This is a genomic window from Streptomyces sp. NBC_01537 (genome assembly GCF_045040445.1).
Lineage (GTDB): Bacteria > Actinomycetota > Actinomycetes > Streptomycetales > Streptomycetaceae > Actinacidiphila.
The window spans coordinates 6,884,868-6,903,240 of record NZ_CP109392.1 but is presented as its reverse complement, the minus strand read 5'-3'; the positions used below and the strand labels follow the sequence as shown (position 1 = coordinate 6,903,240).

At 69.7% G+C, this 18,373-nt stretch carries 16 protein-coding genes; 7 read left to right on the top strand and 9 right to left on the bottom strand.

Annotation, left to right across the window (positions count from 1 at the left end):
- Positions 1-10 precede the first annotated feature (10 nt).
- Positions 11-388 carry a gamma-glutamylcyclotransferase gene (locus OG607_RS31705; RefSeq protein ID WP_405730729.1) on the top strand — a complete coding sequence of 126 codons (378 nt, stop codon included), beginning with the start codon at positions 11-13 and terminating at the stop codon, positions 386-388.
- Positions 389-570: 182 nt separating this feature from the next.
- On the top strand, positions 571-1,992 hold the full coding sequence (gene hydA / locus OG607_RS31700) for a dihydropyrimidinase (RefSeq protein ID WP_405730727.1): 1,422 nt from the start codon (positions 571-573) through the stop codon (positions 1,990-1,992).
- A gap of 27 nt (positions 1,993-2,019) precedes the next feature.
- Here hydA and OG607_RS31695 read toward each other — a convergent pair whose 3' ends face one another.
- Positions 2,020-2,499 (bottom strand): Lrp/AsnC family transcriptional regulator, encoded by a 480-nt coding sequence (locus OG607_RS31695; RefSeq protein ID WP_405730725.1) that lies wholly within the window; start codon positions 2,497-2,499, stop codon positions 2,020-2,022.
- 101 nt (positions 2,500-2,600) lie between these two features.
- Between OG607_RS31695 and OG607_RS31690 the strand changes: the two genes are divergently transcribed.
- The 3 genes from OG607_RS31690 (at position 2,601) to OG607_RS31680 (ending at position 6,447) form a co-directional block, all read left to right on the top strand.
- Positions 2,601-4,286, top strand: coding sequence for an alpha-keto acid decarboxylase family protein (locus OG607_RS31690; protein ID WP_405730723.1), 1,686 nt, complete (start codon positions 2,601-2,603; stop codon positions 4,284-4,286).
- 4 nt (positions 4,287-4,290) lie between these two features.
- Positions 4,291-5,373: a histidinol-phosphate transaminase gene (gene hisC / locus OG607_RS31685; RefSeq protein WP_405730722.1), complete on the top strand. Its 1,083-nt coding sequence runs from the start codon at positions 4,291-4,293 to the stop codon at positions 5,371-5,373.
- A gap of 201 nt (positions 5,374-5,574) precedes the next feature.
- The gene (locus OG607_RS31680; protein ID WP_405730720.1) at positions 5,575-6,447 is read left to right on the top strand and encodes a DUF3152 domain-containing protein; all 873 of its coding nucleotides are present in this window, start codon (positions 5,575-5,577) and stop codon (positions 6,445-6,447) included.
- Positions 6,448-6,469: 22 nt separating this feature from the next.
- On the opposite strand, the gene OG607_RS31675 is transcribed toward OG607_RS31680, so the two are convergent.
- From OG607_RS31675 to OG607_RS31645, 7 genes are all read right to left on the bottom strand, one after another.
- Positions 6,470-7,207 (bottom strand): HAD family hydrolase, encoded by a 738-nt coding sequence (locus tag OG607_RS31675; RefSeq protein ID WP_405730718.1) that lies wholly within the window; start codon positions 7,205-7,207, stop codon positions 6,470-6,472.
- Positions 7,204-8,010, bottom strand: coding sequence for a DeoR/GlpR family DNA-binding transcription regulator (locus OG607_RS31670; protein WP_405730716.1), 807 nt, complete (start codon positions 8,008-8,010; stop codon positions 7,204-7,206). The genes OG607_RS31675 and OG607_RS31670 overlap by 4 nt, the downstream gene beginning before the upstream one ends.
- A 93-nt stretch (positions 8,011-8,103) precedes the next feature.
- Positions 8,104-9,144 (bottom strand): zinc-binding dehydrogenase, encoded by a 1,041-nt coding sequence (locus OG607_RS31665; RefSeq protein ID WP_405730714.1) that lies wholly within the window; start codon positions 9,142-9,144, stop codon positions 8,104-8,106.
- Between the two features lie 51 nt (positions 9,145-9,195).
- Positions 9,196-10,203: a zinc-dependent alcohol dehydrogenase family protein gene (locus OG607_RS31660; protein ID WP_405730712.1), complete on the bottom strand. Its 1,008-nt coding sequence runs from the start codon at positions 10,201-10,203 to the stop codon at positions 9,196-9,198.
- Entirely contained in the window at positions 10,200-10,991 is a 792-nt protein-coding gene (locus tag OG607_RS31655; protein WP_405737173.1) for a carbohydrate ABC transporter permease, read from the bottom strand. Before OG607_RS31655 ends, OG607_RS31660 begins: the two co-directional genes overlap by 4 nt.
- A 92-nt stretch (positions 10,992-11,083) precedes the next feature.
- Positions 11,084-12,043, bottom strand: coding sequence for a carbohydrate ABC transporter permease (locus OG607_RS31650; protein ID WP_405730710.1), 960 nt, complete (start codon positions 12,041-12,043; stop codon positions 11,084-11,086).
- Between the two features lie 87 nt (positions 12,044-12,130).
- Positions 12,131-13,483, bottom strand: coding sequence for an ABC transporter substrate-binding protein (locus tag OG607_RS31645; protein ID WP_405730708.1), 1,353 nt, complete (start codon positions 13,481-13,483; stop codon positions 12,131-12,133).
- Between the two features lie 322 nt (positions 13,484-13,805).
- On the opposite strand from OG607_RS31645, the gene OG607_RS31640 reads away from it, so the two are divergent.
- Entirely contained in the window at positions 13,806-14,756 is a 951-nt protein-coding gene (locus OG607_RS31640; RefSeq protein WP_405730706.1) for a carbohydrate kinase, read from the top strand.
- On the opposite strand, the gene OG607_RS31635 is transcribed toward OG607_RS31640, so the two are convergent.
- Positions 14,753-15,853, bottom strand: a complete 1,101-nt coding sequence (locus tag OG607_RS31635; RefSeq protein WP_405737178.1) for a LacI family DNA-binding transcriptional regulator — start codon at positions 15,851-15,853, stop codon at positions 14,753-14,755. The genes OG607_RS31640 and OG607_RS31635 overlap by 4 nt on opposite strands.
- Positions 15,854-16,230: 377 nt before the next feature.
- Between OG607_RS31635 and OG607_RS31630 the strand changes: the two genes are divergently transcribed.
- A complete protein-coding gene (locus tag OG607_RS31630; RefSeq protein ID WP_405730704.1) occupies positions 16,231-18,327 on the top strand; it encodes an RICIN domain-containing protein in 2,097 nt (698 codons plus the stop codon).
- The last annotated feature ends 46 nt before the right edge of the window (positions 18,328-18,373 follow it).

Genomic DNA, 18,373 nt, shown 5'->3' with positions numbered 1-18,373 from the left:
GCACTCCCCCATGACCCTGAAGATGTTCGTCAACGGCCAGGCGATGTCCGGAGGCAGCCTCAACCACGCGCTGCGCGACGCCCGCCTGCTCGGCCCCGCCCGCACCGCCCCCGCGTACCGCTTCTTCTCCGTACGCGACGAGTTCCCCGGCCTGCACCCGGTCACGGAAGGCGGCGCGGCGATCGCCGGCGAGGTGTACGAGGTCAGCTACGAGGTGCTGCGCGAGCGACTGCTGCCCGAGGAGCCCGCGGAGCTCGAACTGGGCGTCATCGCCCTGGAGGACGGATCGGGCTCCTTCTCCATGCGCATGCGTGAGTCCGCGCTCACCGCCCCCGGCGTCGTCGACATCACCGCCCACGGCGGCTGGCACGCCTACCTGGCGCGGTGACCGGAATGGTTCGCCGGGTCCGTCCGGCTCCCGGTTCCGTCCTCAATCGCCGGACGGGCTGAATTCAGCCCGTCCGGCGATTGAGGACAAGCGCAGCCGACGGGCTGCGCAACCCGACGAACCGTTCGCGGCCACCGCACCAGCCACCCTCTGACCCTCGTCCCCCTTACCGGAGGTCTGCCATGTCCCGTCCCGAACCGATCGAACCCGTCGACCTCGTCGTCCGAGGCGGCACCGTGGTCAACGCCGACTGGCAGGGCGCCGCGGACGTCCTGGTCGGCGGCGGAAAAGTGCTGGGGGTGGTGGAACCGGGTGCGTACCGCTCCGCGCAGCGGCCCGGCATCACCGAGATCGACGCCGCCGGGCGGCTGGTGCTGCCCGGCGGGGTGGACCCGCACTGCCATGTCGGCTTCACCTCGGGGGACTTCACCTCCCTCGACGACTACCGGCAGGCCACCACCGCCGCCGTCTTCGGCGGGACGACCACGATCGTCGACTTCGCCATCCCCCGTCCCGGGCAGAACCCGGCCGACGTCGCCGCCGCCCAGCGCGCCAAGGCGGGGCAGGGGCTGTGCGACAGCGCACTGCACGCCTGCGTGGTCCAGTGGGACGACACCGTGCCGGAACAGCTGCGGGCGCTGACCGCCGACGGCATCGTCACGGTCAAGATGTTCACCACCTATCGCGGCGAGACCATGGCCGACGAGAAGACCATCCTCAATGTGATGACCACACTGCGTGACCTCGGTGGCATGGTCGTCATCCACTGCGAGGCCGACCACATCATCTCCGACGTCCAGGAACGCGGCGAGGCCGCCGGCGCGATCAGCGCCTGCCACCACGCCGGCACCAGGCCGGAACTGGCCGAGAACGCCTCGGTCGCCGAGATCCTCGCCATCGCCGAATCGGTCGCGGCCCCGGTGTACTTCGTCCACCAGTCCACACCCGAGGCCGTCGACCTGGTGGCGCGCGCCCGCGGCAGGGGCGTACGGGCCTTCACCGAGACCGTCGCCCACCACCTCGTCCTCGACGACACCGCCTACGCGGGCCCGCATCCGGAGCGGTTCGTGTGCTGCCCCCCGCTGCGGGGCGCCGACACCGTCGCCGGGCTGCGCTCGCGGGTGCTGATGGGCCAGGTCGCCACCATCGGCAGCGACCACTGCTGCTACGACACGGCCCAGAAGCAGTCGGTGAGCCACGACGTACGGGCGATGCCCAACGGCCTGCCGGGAGTGGAGACCCGCATGCCGGTGATCTTCAGCGAACTGGTGGTCAAGGGCGGCCTGCCCGCCGGCCGCTTCGTCGAGGTCATGTGCGCCAACCCCGCCAGGCTCAACGGCCTCTACCCCCGCAAGGGCGTCATCGCGCCCGGCTCCGACGCGGACCTGGTCGTGTGGGACCCCACCGCCACCCGGGTCGTCCGCAGCACCGGCCTCCACATGGCCACCGACTACACCCCGTACGAGGGCATGCCCGTCACCGGCTGGCCGGAGACCGTCGTCGTGGGCGGCCGTCCCGTCGTGCAGGCGGGCCGCCTGACGGACGCCGAACCCCGCGGCCGTCATCTGCGCTCGGGACCGCTGAGCCGGTCCCTGGTCTGCTGAGCCCGCGTCCTGCAAGCGTCCTGTATTTCAGCGTCCAGCCTCCCGTGCCGCGATCTCCAGCAGGGCGGTCAGGCGTACGGGCGCCACTTCGAGCAGGGAGATCACGGTGCTCGCCCGGACCATGCCGTCGATCTCCAGGATCTCGCTGGTGATCCGGTGCAGGTCCTGGGTGTCCCGCGCGACGACCTTCGCCAGTAGGTCGGCGTCGCCGGTCGTGGAGTGCGCCTCGATGACCTCCGGGACCAGGCGGATCCCCTCCAGCGCGGCCGACGCGTCGGTCTGGCGGACCGACAGCGACATGAAGGCGGTCAGCGTGTAGCCGAAAGCGGCGGGGTCGAGGCGTCGGCTGAACTCCTTGAGGGTGCCGTCCTCGGTGAGCCGACGCAGCCGGGCGTGCACCGTGTTCCGGGCGAGGCCGAGTGTTCTCGACAGCGCGAGGACGGTCGCGTCCGGCTGGTCGTCCAGGGCGAGGAGAATCCTGGCGTCCACGGCATCGATGTGCTTCATATTGAGCATTCTGCTTCATCTCTTGGATTTGAGTAAGCAGAAGTACCAGCCGATTTCACCTCTGTTGCGCATATGCCCCTTACCGCTTGAGTATCCGTCCCATGACCGACGCCTCCCCCAGTGCCCTGACCGTTGCCCGCGGAGTCCGGACCGTCTCCGTGGCCGAGTATCTTGCGCGCCGCCTTCACGAAGCGGGCATCGACCATCTGTTCGGCGTCCCCGGGGACTTCAACCTGACGCTCCTGGACGGCATCGCCGAGACCGGGCTGCTCAAGTGGATCGGTTCCCCCAACGAACTCGGCGCCGGCTACGCGGCGGATGCCTACGCGCGCCGACGCGGCCTCGCCGCCCTGGTGACGACGTACGGCGTCGGGGAACTCAGCTGCCTGAACGCGGTCGCGGGCAGTGCGGCCGAGAACGTCCCCGTGCTGCAGATCACCGGCGCCCCGAGGACGACGGCCGCCGCCGCGCGCGCCCTGGTGCACCACACTCTGGCCGACGGCGACTTCTCCCGCTTCGAGCGGGCATTCGCCGAGGTCACCGTGGCGCAGGAGGTCCTGACCCCCGAGCATGCCGCGGCGCAGATCGACGCCGTCATCGGCACCGTCGTCGCAGCGAAGAAGCCCGGGTACCTGAGCATCCCGGCGGATCTCGCCGATGCCCGGATCGACGCCGAGCCGCTGAGGACACCCCTCCTGCCCGCACGCGCCGACGCCTTCGACACCGCAGCTTTTGAGGGTGCCGCCAGGCGGCTGCTGGCGACAGCGCAGCGGCCGGTGATGGTGGTCGGACACATCGCGGCACGCTTCCGGCTCGCGCCCGGCATCACGGCTCTCGCGGAGGCCGGGGCGATCCCCGTCGTCGTCCTGCCCTCGGCCAAGGGACACATCGACGAGACGCACCCGCTCTACGCCGGTGTCTACGCCGGCACCCTGATCGACCAGGCCACCGCGGACCTGGTCGAGTCGGCCGACGCCGTCATCCACCTGGGCGTGGTCATGAGCGATGTGCTCTCCGGCCTCTTCACCCATCGCCCCTTCGACGCCGTGTCGATCAAGGTCGATGCCGAGGAGGCCGGCGTCGGCGACGAGACGTTCGGGCTCATACCCTTCCCGGAAGCGTTGCGCGCGCTGCGTCGCGCGGTGGACGGGACGTCCACGACACTCGCCCGCTCCTTCGCGCGCAAGCCCGACGTCCCGCTCTCCCCGGTCGCGGGGGCGCCACTCGACCAGGCGGGCTTCTGGTCCGCGATGCAGCGGTGGCTGCCGGCCGGCACGACACTCCTGGCCGACATCGGTACGTCGTACTGGGGCGCGCTCTCCCTCACCCTGCCCCCGGGAACGGAACTCGTGGGCCAGCCGATCTGGAACTCCATCGGCTACGCGCTGCCCGCCACGCTCGGGCAGGGCCTGGCCGACCGCACGCGCAGGCCCGTCCTGGTGACCGGCGACGGCGCGGCACAGATGACGATCCAGGAGATCGGCACGATCGCGGCCCAAGGGCTCTCCCCCGTCATGATCCTTCTCAACAACGCCGGTTACACCATCGAGCGCGCGATCCAGAGCCCCGACGCCCCGTACAACGACATCGCGCCCTGGGACTGGTGCGCCCTGGTGACGGCCCTGACCGCCGGCTCCGCCTCGACGTTCCGCGTCGGGACCCCGGCCGAGCTCGAAGAGGCCCTCGCCGCGGCCGAATCGCAGCCCGCGACGCTGACCTTCATCGACGTCGTACTCGACCGCCACGACGCTCCGCCGCTCCTTCGCGCGCTGACAGAGAGGTCCTGACCCGATGCATTCCCTCCACGCCCGCCCTGCCCTCGGCAAGGCCGTGGCCGGCCTTCCGCCCTATGTCGCGGGCCGCCGCGCGCAGAACGCGCTCACCGCGGCACTGGCGTCCAACGAGAGTCACTACGAACCGCTGCCGTCGGTCCTGGAGAGCGTTCGATCCACGGCGCTGCTGATGAACCGGTACCCCGACACGGCCTCCACCGAGCTGCGACAGCGCCTCGCGGAGCATCTCGCGGTGACCGCGGACGAACTGGCCGTCGGTCCTGGCAGCGTCGGTGTGCTCCAGCAGATCATCACGAGCTTCTGCGACCCCGGTGACGAAGTGGTCTTCGCCTGGCGGTCCTTCGAGGCCTACCCGATCCTGACGGCCCTCGCCGGCGCCCGCCCGGTCCCCGTTCCGCTCCTTCCCGACGAGAACCACGACCTCGACGCCATGGCCGCCGCGATCACCGGGCACACCCGCGTGATCCTTCTCTGCACCCCCAACAACCCCACCGGAACACCGATCGCCTCCCGCGCGCTGCAGGCGTTCCTCACCCGCGTACCCGCCGACGTGCTCGTGGTCATCGACGAGGCCTACGTCGAGTACGCCACCGGCCCCGACCCGGTCGACTCGCTCGCGCTGTACCGCCGCCACCCCAACGTCTGCGTGCTGCGCACCTTCTCCAAGGCGTACGGACTGGCCGGCCTGCGCGTCGGATACGCCGTCGCGGCACCGGAACTGGCGGACGGACTGCGGCGTGCGGCCCTGCCGTTCGCCGTCAGTGCCCTCGCTCAGCGGGCCGCTGTCGCGTCACTGGACGCGGCACACGAGATGGCAGAACGCGTGCACGGGGTCGTCGCGGAGCGAGAGCGCCTCCTCGCCGCCCTGAGAGCGCAGGGCTGGCAAGTGCCCGACAGCCGGGCGAACTTCCTCTGGCTGCGCACCGACGCCGCCCTTCACAGCGAACTCCTGCACGCGTTCACGACCGCCGACACCCTCGTCCGCTCCAATGCCGGCGACGGCATCCGCGTATCTCTCGCCGACGCGGCGACGAACGACCGGGTCCTGAACATCCTCGGCGACCGCACTGCTTTCGGGTAGCTCGCCCCTCTCACACCGGGCCCTACTAGGTCACGCATGCCGCTCTGCAAGGTGGCGCACAGCCGGCGCCGGTAGGACGTGTGTACGCATCACTACGGGGCCGGACTTGGGAGGCAGAACGTGGGGCATCGTGCCACGAGCGGCGGCAAAACGGGCGGCCGGCGCAGGAGGCGCGAAATAGCGTCCTTGGCGCGGGCCGCGATGCTCGTGATCGTACTTCCGCTCGTGGGCGTCGGCACCTTACTGGCCGCGCGTCAGCAGCAGAACCGCTTATCGGCAGGTGTGGCGGCGGAAGCCCAGGCGGCGGACAAGCAGTCGGCGTCGGCGACGGCGTCAGCGACGGCCGGGCAGGCAGCGACGGGACGTCCGTCGTCCGCGACGCCCTCGGCATCCGCGTCCGTGGTGGCGCGGTCGGGGTACGGGCTGGCCTCGGCGGGCACGACCGCTCCGGCTTCCTCCGCCTCCGCCACTCCTTCCGGCACGGCCACGGCCGCGGCCTCGACCGCCGTGCCCGCGACCGGCCCCGGTACCTTCCGTACGGCCCAGGTCACGGGCACCACGGCCGGCGCGGGCACCGTCCACACCTACAAGGTCGAAGTCGAGAAGGGCATCGAACTCCCGGCCGACCAGGCCGCCGAAGCGATCGAGGTGATCCTCGCCGACACGCGCGGCTGGACGGCCGACGGCACGGACGGCTTCCGGCTGATCTCCTCGGGGACCGCCGAGTTCACGGTGAAGATCGCCACGCCGGGCACGGTCGACAAGCTCTGTGGCGCCCATGCCATCAAGACGTACGGCAATCTGAACTGCAAGGCCGGCACGACCGTCGTCGTCAACCTCCGGCGCTGGATCGAGGGCTCGCCCCAGTTCGACGGCCCGATCAGCGACTACCGGGCACTGATCATCAACTACGAGGTCGGGCTGATCCTCGGCCGCGGCCAGGTGACCTGCCCCGGGAAGGGGAAGCTCGCGCCCGTGATGATGCAGCAGATCAAGGGACTGAAGGGCTGCGTCGCCAATGCCTGGCCTTACGACTCCCAGGGCGGCTACATCACCGGGCCCAGCGTGTCGTAGCTCCGTGGCCGGGCACCGCACATCAGGTCACGAGCCGGAGGACTTCGGCCAGGCCGCGGTCGCCGGTGCGCTGTTCGGCCGGGAGGATGTAGGCGCGCAGGCCGCAGGCGGTGGCGCCACCGTCCCGGGTGGGATTGTCGCCGACCATGAGGGTGGCCCGGGGGTCGGCGCCGAGGTCCGCGCATGCCTTGAGGAACAGGTGGGGGTCGGGCTTTTCCCGGCCGAGCTCGTAGGAGATGACGCATCCGTCGATCAGGCTGTCCAGCCCCTGGTGGGTCAGGTGGATCCGCAGGTCCCAGGCGAAGTCGCTGACGATGCCGACGCGCAGTCCGCGGGCCCGAAGAGCGCGCAGCGTGGGTTCGGTGTCGGGGTAGGGCAGCCAGGCGTCGGGCGCGGTGAGTTCGCGGTAGGCCGTCTCCTCCACGCCGCGCAGGAAGTCCACGCGCTCCCACCATCCCCGCATGGCCAGGCGATGCCGCTCGCGGGAGAGGTCCCGGCCTTCCTGGAGGGCGGCGACGTCGGGCAGCTGGAAGGCCCGTCGCAACTGCTGGGAGATCTCGGCCACGGCGTCGGGCTCGTTCAGCCGGGCGAGGCGGCCGGAGGCCGCGCCGACCCGGTGCAGCCACGCCTCCAGATCGATCATCTGGAAGATCGTGTTGCTGAAGTCGAACAGCACGGCTTCCACCTGCGGCACCGGAGCGGCCATGTCGCCAGGGGTGGGGCGGTAGGTGCTGGGGGTTTCGAACAGAGCCTGAATCACGGGGAAGGATCTCCGGGGTCGACTGCCTCTATGGGGACACCGAAGCCGCGGATGGCCGCGATCTCGGCGTCGGGGGTGCCGGTGTCGGTGATGACCGCCTGGTAGTCGGCCACAGTGCCGTACGCGTGGGTGGCGGTCTTGCCGAATTTCGAATGGTCCACGAGGAGCAGGGCGCGCTCGGCGGAGGCGAGCATGGCCAGCTTGACCTCGGCGTACTCGCTCAAGGGATGGAAGAGCCGGCCGTCCAGGACGGCGGTGGCGGACATCAGGGCCAGATCGGCGTGGATCCGGGACAGGGTGCGGGTGACCGAGGGACCCGTGCAGGAATTGAAGTCGCTGTGATAGCGCCCGCCGAGCAGCGTGACGTCCACACCCGGGGCGGAGCCCAGGTGCTGCGCCAGGCCGACCGAGTTGGTGACGACGGTGAGCTGGTTCAGCTGCGCGAGGGCGGGGGCCAGGGGGTAGAGGGTGGTCGAGTCGTCGATGAGTACGGTGCTGCCCGGCTTGATCCGGCCGACGACGGCCGCGCACAGCGCGGTCTTGGCCGCTATGGCGGCGTTCTCACGGAAACGGGTGGCGGTTTCCATGGTGAGAGCGGGGAAGGCGATGGCCCGGCCGCGTTCCTTGCGGAGCAGGTGGCGATGGGCGAGGTCGTCGAGGTCACGGTGCATCGTCATCAGGCTGACGTCGAAGCGGGTGGCGAGGTCGTCGATGCGCGTCTCGCCGTGTTCGACGACCTGCCGCAGAACGGCCTGACGCCGTTCCTCGACAGCGGCCTGCGACAGCCGTGTCCTGGCGGTCACTGCGGCCCTCCTTTGCTGGTACGTACCGGGTGCCTTCGACCTCGAAGTTTCCCACACGGGCCACGAGGCCCTGGGAAACGTCCACGCCCGTCCCTAGGGCACGTCAACGGTGACCAGCACCTTGACGTGTTCCGGGGCGAGCGAGGCGGTGAAGGCCTTGGCCGCCTCCTCCAGGGGAAACGTGGCGGTGACGATCTCGTCGGTGTCGACGGCGCCGGAGGCGATCAGAGAGATCGCGGTGCGGTAGTCGTCGGCGGTGTACATCAGGGTGCCTTCGATGCGGATCTCGCGGTCCTGGACCAGGTCCAGGCGGATGGGCGTGGTGCCGGCGGCTCCGACGCCGACGACGATGATCGTGCCGCCCTTGGTGACCAGGTCGATGGCCTGGGCCATGGACTGCTCGCGCGCCACACAGTCGAAGATCACGTCGGCCGGTCCGCCGAGTGCGGCGTGGGCCTGTGCGGTCAGGTCGGGGGCGTCGGCCGGCAGGGCCGCGTCGGCGCCGAGGCGCAGGGCGCGGTCCCGCTTGTCCGGCAGGAGGTCGGTGACGGCGATCTTCGCGGCGCCCGCTTGCCGGGCGGCGGCCAGGACGAACAGGCCGATGGGCCCCGCGCCGAGGACGACCACGCTGCGCCCGGTGAGGTCGCCGGACTTGGCCACGGCGTGCACCGGGGTTGCCAGCGGCTCCACGAGGGCGGCCTCTATGTCGGTCATACCCTCGGGGACCCGGTGGACGCGGTCGGCGGGGATGGTGAACAGGTCCGTCATGGCGCCGGGGGTCTGGCAGCCGAAGACCTTCAGCTCCTGGCAGATGTTGTACCGGCCCGAGCGGCACTGGGGGCACTGCCCGCAGAAGAGGTTGGGCTCGATGATCACCCGGTCGCCCGGGGCGAACGCCTCGGCGCCGTTGCCCGTGCCCACGGCGGCGACGACGCCGACCGCCTCGTGCCCGGGACGGTAGGGCAGGGACATGAACGGATGATGGCCGAGTGCCGCGTGCGTGTCGGAACCGCAGACACCCACCACCGTGGTGCGGACGAGGAGTTCGCCGTCACCGGCCACCGGCGCGGGAATCTGCTCGACGGTGATGTCGTCGATCGACCGGACGAGTACGCGGCGGATCTGCTGGGGCATGGGGTGGTGCTCCGTTCAAGTGTGGTCGGGCGGGGAGGCGTACCGCGGCGTCTACGCGCCCGTGAGGCCGGGCTGGATCTGGATCTTGCGGCCGATGCCCGCCTGGAATCGGGTGACCGCGTCCGGGAACGCCGTCAGGGGGAGGCGGTCGCTGATGAAGAAGTCCGGGTCGATGACGCCGGTGGCGAAGAGGTCGGCGGCGCGTTCGAAGCTGTGCAGGACGGCCATGGAGCCGGTGATGGTGATCTCCTGGTTGTAGATCCTGTACGGCTCGATGGTCGCCCGGGCGGCGTAGTCGGCCACGCCGAACTGCAGGTAGGTGCCGCCCTTGCCGACCCGCCCGAGGGCGTCCTGGATGGCCTTGGCGTTGCCGGTGGCGTCGATGACCAGGTCCCAGCCGTACGGCGGCCGGGGCAGCTCGTCCGCGGACGCGGCACCTGCGGAGCAGCCCAGCAGGCGTGCCGCCGCGAGGCGTTCGGCGTTGATGTCGACGACGTCGACGCTCGCGGCGCCGGTGGCCTTGGCGAGCTGGAGCATCATCAGGCCCATGGTCCCGGCGCCGTAGATCAGCACGCGGGAGGCCAGGCGGGCGCGCAGGATGTCGTAACCGCGCACGGCGCAGGACAGCGGTTCGATCAGCGCCGCGTCCTGGGTGCGTACGCCGTCGGGCAGGACCGCGCAGTTGGCGACCGGGGCGGCCACGAACTCGGCGGCGGCCCCGGGGTGGGTGACGCCGATGGCGCCCCACCGTTCGCACAGGTTGTTGTGGCCGATGCGGCAGTAGTGGCACTCGAAGCAGTACAGCGACGGGTCGACCGCGACCCGGGCGCCGACGGCGAGTTCGGTGACGGCGGAGCCGATCGCGACGACGTCGCCGGCGAATTCGTGGCCGGGGATGATGGGCAGCTTCGGTGCGAACTCGCCCTGGAGGATGTGCAGGTCGGTGCCGCACAGTCCGCAGGCCGACACCTCGACGACGACCTCGCGCGGTCCGGGGGCCGGATCGTCGACGGTGGAGATCTCGACGGAGCCGGGCTGGGTGATGACGGCTGCCCTCACTTGACTGCTCCTAGGGACAGGCCGCGGACGAGTTTGTCCTGGGCGGCGAAGCCGGCGATGAGGACGGGGAGGGAGACGAGGGTGGCGGCGGCGCAGAGCCGGGCGAGGAAGAGGCCTTCGTTGGTGATGAAGCCGACGAGGAAGACCGGTGCGGTGGAGGCCTGGGTGGCGGTGAGGTTGACGGCGAACATGAATTCGTTCCAGCTGAAGATGAAGCAGATCAGCGAGGTGGCGGCGAGTCCGGGCATGGCCACTGGTGCGACGACCCGCCACAGCACGGTGAGCAGGCCCGCGCCGTCGACTTCGGCGGCTTCCAGGATTTCCTTGGGGACTTCGGCGAGGAAGGAGCGCATCATCCAGACCGCGATCGGGAGGTTCATGGCGGTGTAGAGGATGACCAGTGTCCACACGTTGTCCAGCATTCCGGCGTCCTTGACGATCAGGTAGACCGGCAGGAGGGCCGCGATGGCGGGGAGGAATTTGGTGGACAGGAAGAAGAACATCACGTCGGTCCACTTCTCGACCGGCTTGATGGACAGTGCGTAGGCCGCCGGTACCGCCAGGGCGAGTACCAGCAGCGTGGACAGGATGCTGGCCATGGCCGAGTTGAGGAGGAAGGGGGTGATGTCCCGGCTGAACAGCAGCTTGTACTGGTCGAGGGTGAGCGCGGCCAAGGGGGTCGGGGGGTTGGTCGCGGCGTCGGCCTCCTGGTGGAAGGAGGTCAGCACCATCCACGCCACCGGCGCGAAGAACGCCAGCGTGGCCAGCCAGATGACGAAGGTCCACAGGGGCGAGAGCTTCGGTGAAGCACCGTGGTCGTCCTTGCGGCGCAGGATCTTCTTCAGCCTGGTCCCGGGGGCGCCGGCTACGGCGTGGGCGGTCACTTGGATACCTCCTCGCGGAACAGCGACGCGATGGTGCGCAGGGCGAAGGTCGCGATGACGATCGAGCCGAGGACGACGACGACACCGGCGGCGGCTGCTTCGCCGTACTCGTATTTGCGGAACATGGTCAGGTAGATCTCGTAGGGCAGGTTGGTGGTTTCCGAGCCGGGGCCGCCCTGGGTGATGGTGTAGACGGAGTCGAAGGTCTGCACCACGTAGATCGTGCCGAGCAGGACGCCCAGCTCGATGTACTGCCGCAGGTGCGGCAGGGTGATGTGGCGGAAGGTCTGCAGGGCGGTGGCGCCGTCGACGCGGGCTGCTTCCAGGACGTCGCCGGGCTGTGCCTGCAGGCCGGCCAGGAGGATGAGCATCATGAACGGCGTCCACTGCCAGACCAGGGAGACGACCACGGCGGGCATGGGGAAGGTGGAGACCCAGTCGACGGTGGGGCCGTTGTCGGCTCCGAAGAGCCGGTAGATCGCGTTGAGGGTGCCGTTGAGCAGTCCGTAGTCGGGGTTGTAGATGGCGTGCTTCCACAGCAGTGCGGCCGCGACGGGCATGACGAGGAAGGGGGCGATGAGCAGGGTGCGGGCCAGGCCGCGGCCGATGAAGCGGCGGTCCAGCAGCAGGGCCAGGCCCAGTCCCAGGAGCACGCTGATCAGGACCACCGAGGCGGTGAGCACGATGGTGTTGAGGACGGCGGTGCGCAGGCGGTCGTCGGTGAAGACGAACTTGAAGTTGGACAGGCCCACGAAGTGGCGGTCGCCGGGTTTGAGGATGTTCCACTGGAAGGTGGAGATGACCAGCGTGGCCACGAAGGGCAGCTGGGTGACGACGATGGTGAAGATCAGCGCCGGCAGCAGCGGAACACGCCGCCGCCACTTGCGGATGCCGGCGGATGTCGGCCTGCGGGTGCGCAGCGGTGCCGCCTTGGGTGTATCGATGAGCGTGGTCATGGACTTTCCTCTGCCGGGGACGGCCGGGGTCGGTGGAGTGGTGCCGGTGCCCGGCCGGCCCTCGGGGGGCCGGCCGGGCACGGAAGGTCACTTCTGGTAGGTCTTGGCGACGTCCTCGGCGAGCTTCTGGCCGTCGTCCAGGGCCTTGTCCACGGTGGTCTTGCCGGCGATTGCGGCGGAGATCTCCTGCGTCACCTTGGTCCCGAGGTCCTGGAATTCGGGGATGGCGACGAACTGGATACCGACCGTGGGCCTGGGCTGGACGCCCGGGTTGGTCGGGTCGGCCTGCTCGATGGACTTCAACGTGATGTCACCGAAGGACCCGGCGGCCTTCTTGTACTGCGGGATGGCATAGGTGCTGGCCCGCTTACCGGCCGGAACGCGCGCCCAGCCGAGCTTCTCTCCGACGAGCTTCTCGTACTTCTTGCTGGACGCCCACAGCATGAACTTCGAGGCCGCATCCGCCTTCTTGGTGGTCTTGGGCATCGCCCAGGCCCAGCTCCAGAGCCAGCCGCTGCTCTTGGTCGCAACGGTGGGCGCGTAGGCGTAGCCGACGTGACCGGCGATCTTGCTGGAGGCGGGGTCTTCCAGCGACCCGGCGGCGCTGGTCGCGTCGTACCACATCGCGACCTTCTTCTGGCTCAGCGCGTTCAGGCACTCGGTGAAGCCGGACTGCGCAGCACCCGCCTCGCCGTGCTGCTTGACCAGGTTGACGTAGAACTCGGTGGCCTTCTTGAAGCCCCCGGTGTTGACCTGGGCCTTCCAGTCCCTGGTGAACCAGGTGCCACCGAAGGTGTTGACCACCGACGTCAGCGGCGCGCCGAGCTCGCCCCAGCCGGGCAGACCGCGCAGGCAGATGCCCTTCATGCCGGCCTCGGCACCGTCGACCTTGGCCGCGATGTCGGCGACCTGCTGCCAGGTCGGATGCTCGGGCACCGTGACGCCCTTGGCCTTCATGACGTCCTTGTTGTACATCAGCATCGAGGACTCGCCGTAGAACGGCAGCGCGTACAGCTTGCCGTCCGAGCCGGACAGCGAGCTGACCATCGGCTTGAGCAGATCGGCCTTGTCGAAGCTGGAGTCCTTGTCGGCGTAGGACCCCAGCTCGTGCAGCCAGCCGCTCTTCTCCCAGATCGGCACCTCGTAGGCGCCGATGGTGGCCACGTCGTACTGACCGGCCTTGGTCGCGATGTCCTGGGTGACCTTGTCGCGCAGCTCGTTCTCGGGAAGGATCGTGAAGTTGACCTTGATACCGGTGTCCTTCGTGAACGTGTCCTTCGTCAGCTTCGCGATGTCCTCCATCTGCGGATTGCCGACCATCAGCACGTTGATGCTCTTGCCCCCGCTGCTGCTGCCGCCGCCTCCGGCGCCGGCACAACCGGTGGCAAGGACGCCGACAGCGACAACGCCGGCAATGAGGGTCTGTCTGGTCGATGGCATGGCGAAGGACCTCTCTCCGTTGAGTGGGTTGGAAGATCACCAGCTGTGTCAGGAGCTCCACGGCAACCTGGAGATGAAGTGGATCTTCCGTGTTCAGGGTTGTGCAGGGGTGTGGGGTGGGCGCAGTCGTCCTCGAGGGGAGGGGCGTGAAAGCTGCTGGGAGAATTGTTAGCAGAAGCTGTCGGCCCTGTTAACACTTCTTGCGAGATATTTCTCAGGAACCTATGGTTGGGCCACCTCGACGGAGGACGTATGGCAGCGGTCAGCCTCCGCCCGCTCCACCCGCTCCACCTGCGACCCCACCCCCTGCCATGGAGACCAGATGATCACTGTTGTCGGAGAGAGCCTTGTCGACGTAGTACGCCCGGCCGGGGCGACGCAGGACCGCAGCGCGCACCCCGGCGGCTCCCCGGCCAATGTCTCGGTCGGCCTCGGCCGCCTCGGAGCGCCGGTCACGCTGATCACCCAGTTCGGCGACGACGACCATGGCCGGCTGCTCCGCGACCACCTGACCGCCTCGGGCGTTGTGGTGCGGCTAGTGCCCGGCAGCCCGGTCACCAGCACGGCGACGGCCGTCCTCGACGGACACGGCGCGGCAAGCTACACCTTCCGCCTCACCTGGGATCCTCAGGCGCTGCCCGACCCGGCGGACGGAACGAGATGTCTGCACACCGGATCGCTCGCCACATCACTGGACCCGGGCGCCGAAGCCGTTGAAGAGCTGCTTGTCCGGCAGCGCGCCGCGGGTACCGTCACCATCAGCCTGGATCCCAACATCCGCCCCGCGCTGCTGCCTTCCCAGGAGCTGGCCCGTTCCCGCACCGAGCGCCAGGTCGCCCTGGCCGACATCGTCAAGGTCAGCGAAGAGGACCTGGACTGGCTGTACCCCGGCCGCGACCCGCAGGACATCGCCACGTCCTGGCAGCGCACCGGTCCGGCCCTGGTCGTGGTGACACTCGGCGGAGCGGGCAGCCTGGCCGTCACCCAAACCGGTATCGCCCACCGGACCGCCCCCGCGATCCAGGTCGCCGACACCGTCGGGGCAGGCGACTCCTTCAGCGCCGGCATGCTGCACTGGCTGTATACCGCCGGTCTCCTCGGCGGCGATCGCCGCGAGGCCCTGCGCGCCATCAGCCACCAGGACGTCATGCGGCTGCTCGGCACGGCGACGACAGCGGCCGCCATCACCTGCACTCGCCCCGGCGCCAACCCCCCGACGCTGCAGGAGCTGCGTGCCCGCGACGGGCAGTCGACAGCGACCGTCGGGGATTAGGGCCTGTCCCGGGGCCTGTCCTGGGACAGGCCCCGCCGCGACGGAGCCGGGCCGCTGCTCTCCCGCACGATGAGCTCCGGCTCGGCCCACAGGGGCAGGGCCGGGGCGGTTTCGGGCTCAAGGAGCCGGTGGAGCAGGCCGAAGCAGCCCCGACCGAGGCCTTCGAAGTCGAGGCGGACGGTGGTCAGGGCGGGGTGTGCGTAGGCGGCATGGGGGGCGTCATCGAAGCCCACGACGCTCAGGTCCCCCGGCACGTCACGGCCCGCCTCCCTGGCCGCGCGCAGTACGCCGAGGGCCAGGTCGTCGTTGCCGCAGAGCACGGCCGTGACCGACGGGTCGGCCAGCAGCGAGCGGGCGATGAGGTAGCCGGAGCGGGGGCTCCAGCCGGCGTCCAGCGGCTCCGGGAGGGGCCTGCCGGCCGCCCGCAGGGCGTCGCGCCAGCCCTCGGTGCGCTGCCCGATGCGGGTGGTGGAGGAAGGGATCGCCAGATAGTGCACGGTCTCGTGGCCGAGGCCGAGGAGATAACGGGTGGCCTGAGCGGCGGCGGCCCGGTCGTCCAGCCAGAGCTCGGGCCGGTCGCCGGGGCGGCCGTCCTCGGGCCGTTCCACCGCCGCCGCTGCCGGGAACCCGGCGGGGAGTGCCTGCCATGCCCGTACGCCCGCCGCGTCGAAGGCGATCACCAGCACCGCCTCCCCCGGCCGGCTGACCCGGGCCGCGACATCCGCGGGCTGCTGGGCCGAGCCGATGTCGAGCACGCTGATCCCGACCGTGAAGTCGGCCGCCCTCGCCGCCTCCTCGATACCCTTCAGGGTCGCCGAGGCACCGTACAGGGAGGTGTCGGAGGTCAGTACGGTCACCGAGCGCACCGCACCGCCGGCCAGCGCCCGGGCCATCCGGTTGGGCGTGTAGCCCATCTCGGCGATGACCTCCAGGACCCGGGCCCGGGTCGACTCCTTGACCCGGGGGTGGCCGTTGACGACCCGGGAGACGGTCTGGTGGGAAACGCCCGCCTCCCTGGCGACGTCCCGGATGCTCACGGCGGTCGCCGGAGCCTGCGGTCCCCCGCCGGAGCGGGGGGCGGGGGTCGCTTCCTGCATGGTGGGGACGGCTCTCCGCTCGGAGTCGGGATCGACGGCCATACCGTAACCCGCCGGCGGTGACGAGCTCCTCCGGCTACTCCGAGCCGAGCCGCGTGACCAGTTCGTCCGCGACGGGACGCCAGGAGAAAGTTCCACGTGAAGTATTGCGAGAACGGAATGTTACCGTTCACACTACCCCTGCGTCACCGACACGTTAACGCCCGATATCGGTGGCGTGCAGAGGGTCCGCGTGCGGGGTCGGCCTTACAGCTTCCCTGGTAAACGCCTTGCTGTGCCTTCTGCCGCCCTACCGCCTGTCCGCCGAGCTCCATGGAGACAGGATTGTGAACGGTAACATTTTCGCGCCCGCCGCTCGTAAGGAAAGGGTTGCTTCCATGTCATCAGGGAGAACCGCCTTGACCCGCTGGACAAGACCCGTCGCCGTGCAGGCGCTGGTCCTCAGCCTGGCTCTCGCCGGGCTCGTGGCCATCGGGGGTGGCCGGACACCGTCGGCGGACCTCGGCCGGACCGAGCCTGTCGCGGTGACCACCAACCAGGTCGCGGTTCCGTCGGCACCGATGGGCTGGGCCTCCTGGAACACCTTCGCCAGCAGCATCGACTACAACACGATCAAGGCCCAGGCCGACGCCCTCGTCTCGTCCGGCATGGCCGCCGCCGGCTACAACTACGTCAATATCGACGACGGCTGGTGGCAGGGCGCCCGCGACAGCAACGGCAAGATCGTCACCGACGAGAGCCTGTTCCCCGGCGGCATGAAGGCCATGGCCGACTACATCCACAGCAAGGGCCTGAAGGCGGGCATCTACACCGACGCGGGCGCAAACGGCTGCGGCTACTACTACCCCACCACCAGAGCCGCGGCGCCCAACACCGGCAGCGAGGGCCACTACCAGCAGGACATGCAGACGTTCCAGGAGTGGGGCTACGACTTCGTCAAGATCGACTGGTGCGGCGGCAACGCCGAGGGCCTCGACCAGGAGACCACGTACAAGGCGATCAGCGCCGCCAACGATGCCGCGGCGGCGACCACCGGCCACAAGCTGGTCCTGTCGTTCTGCGAGTGGGGCACCGGCAACCCCTGGAACTGGGGCGCGGGCACGGCCCCGATGTGGCGCACCAGCACCGACATCCTCTTCTGGGGCAACAGCCCGTCCACGGCCAACATGCTGGCCAACTTCGACAAGACGCTGCACCCCTCGTCCCAGCACACCGGGTACTACAACGACCCGGACATGCTGATGGTCGGCATCAGCGGCTTCACCGCCGCCCAGAACCGCACGCACATGGGCCTGTGGGCGATCTCCGGCGCTCCGCTCATAGCCGGCAACAACCTCACCACCATGAGCTCCACCACCGCGTCGATCCTCAAGAACTCCGAGGTCATCGCCATCGACCAGGACGCCCGCGGCCTCCAGGGCGTCAAGGTCGCCGAGGACACCACCGGCCTGCAGGTCTACAGCAAGGTCCTGTCCGGCACCGGCAAGCGGGCCGTCCTGCTGCTCAACCGCACCTCGGCCGCCGCCAACATCACCGCCCGCTGGGCCGACCTGGGCCTGACCACGGCCTCCGCCTCCGTACGCAACGTATGGACGGCGACCGACGCGGGCAGTTTCGGAACCGGCTACACCGCCGGCGTCCCGGCCGGCGAAGCGGTGCTGCTCACCGTCTCCGGCACCGAAGCCTCCGGCACCACCTACGAGGCGGAGTCCTCGTCCAACACCCTGGCCGGCGCCGCCGCCGGCGCCACCTGCGCGAACTGCTCCAACGGCTCGCTGGTCGGCTATATCGGCAACGGCTCCGCCAACACCCTGACGTTCAACGGCATCAGCGCCTCAGCCTCCGGCGTGAAGCTCGCCACCATCGCCTACGTCAACGGCGACAGCACCGCCCGTACGGCGACGCTCCAGGTCAACGGCCAGCAGCCCACGGTGGTCTCGTTCCCGCCGACCGGCTCCTGGACCACTCCCGGCACCGTCTCCGTGCTGGTCGGTATGGCCAAGGGCTCCAACACCATGAAGTTCTCCAACAGCGGCGGCTGGGCGCCCAACCTCGACGCCGTCTTCCTTCAGGGCATCGCGGGCACCAACGGCAACGAGATCGTCGGCGCCGCCTCCAGCCGCTGCCTCGACATCGCCAAGAACTCGATCATCAACGCCACCCAGCTCGCCCTCTGGGACTGCGTCGGCGGACACAACCAGACCTTCACGTCCACGTCGCGCGGCGAGCTCGTGGTCTACGGCAACAAGTGCCTCGACGCCGACAACAACGGCACCACCGACGGCACGAAGGTCATCATCTGGGACTGCACCGGCGGCACCAACCAGAAGTGGACCGTCAACTCCAACGGCACCATCACCAACAACCTGTCCGGCCTCTGCCTGGACGCCGTCAGCAACGGCACCGCCAACGGGACCAAGATCGACCTGTGGACGTGCAACAGCGGGACCAACCAGCAGTGGACGCTCAACTGACGGATTGACGCCCGCCGCCATTCGTTCCCTGTCCGCGGACGGACCG